The sequence below is a fragment of the Campylobacter sp. RM9333 genome (genome assembly GCF_020137705.1).
GTDB lineage: Bacteria > Campylobacterota > Campylobacteria > Campylobacterales > Campylobacteraceae > Campylobacter_E.
Map to the genome: position 1 here is coordinate 1 of NZ_JACGAY010000051.1, position 996 is coordinate 996.

The 996-nt window shown below is 25.1% G+C and carries 1 protein-coding gene; it reads left to right on the forward strand.

Going from position 1 to position 996, the window contains the following annotated elements:
- Nucleotides 1–23: 23 nt before the first annotated feature.
- Nucleotides 24–996 (forward strand): cation diffusion facilitator family transporter (locus AVBRAN9333_RS09405; protein ID WP_336609908.1); only part of this gene is annotated, 973 nt, incomplete at its 3' end.

Genomic DNA, 996 nt, shown 5'->3' on the forward strand with positions numbered 1-996 from the left:
AAACTAAATTTAAAGGAAAAACAATGACTTGCACCTATCAAGACTTAATTCATAAACCAATAAAACAACATTCAAACAATCATTCTTGTAATCACTCACACCATAACCACTCCCATAATAATTCTAATCACTCCCACGAACACCACGACCATTCTCATACTCATTCTTATGATTTTACTAAGAATAAAAAAGCATTATTATTAAGCTTTATAGTAACTTTTGTAGTAATGTTTGCTGAATTAATTTATGGGTATTTAGCTAATTCTTTAGCATTAATTAGTGATGCACTTCATATGATAACACACGCTTTTGCATTGATAATAAGTTTTATTGCACTAATATTTATTAATAAACAAGATAGTAAAAAAACTTATGGATATTATAGAAGTGAAATAATAGCTGCTTTTATAAATGCTATTATGATAGCTATATTTACTATATTTATTATCTATGAAGCTATTGAAAAACTATTAAACCCAAGTAAAATAGATATAAAGACTATGCTTATAGTATCTTGCTTTGGACTTGTAGCAAATATAATTAGTGCTTTATTATTAATGAAAGCCGATACAAGTAATTTAAATATTAAATCAAGTCTAATTCATATGCTAAGTGATTTGCTTAGTTCTGTTGCAATTATTATTGGTGGGATTATTGTTTATTATACTGATTTTTATTTTATTGATTCAATACTAGCTTTAATAATAGCTTTAGTAATTGCTAAGTGGTCTATATCATTATTTAAACAAAGCTTAGATATTTTACTTGAGAGTTCATTCATTGAGATTAGTGAAGTAAAAGAATTTATATTAAAGCAAGATTTAAATATAAAAGATATTCACGATATACACATTCATTCAATCTCTCAAGATTATCATATACTAACAGCTCATATAATCTTAGATGATTTAAATGAGTTTAAAAGTGTTTTACAAAAGCTTAATGCTTTACTTAAGAATGAGTTTAATATACATCATATTACTATTCAGCCAGAAA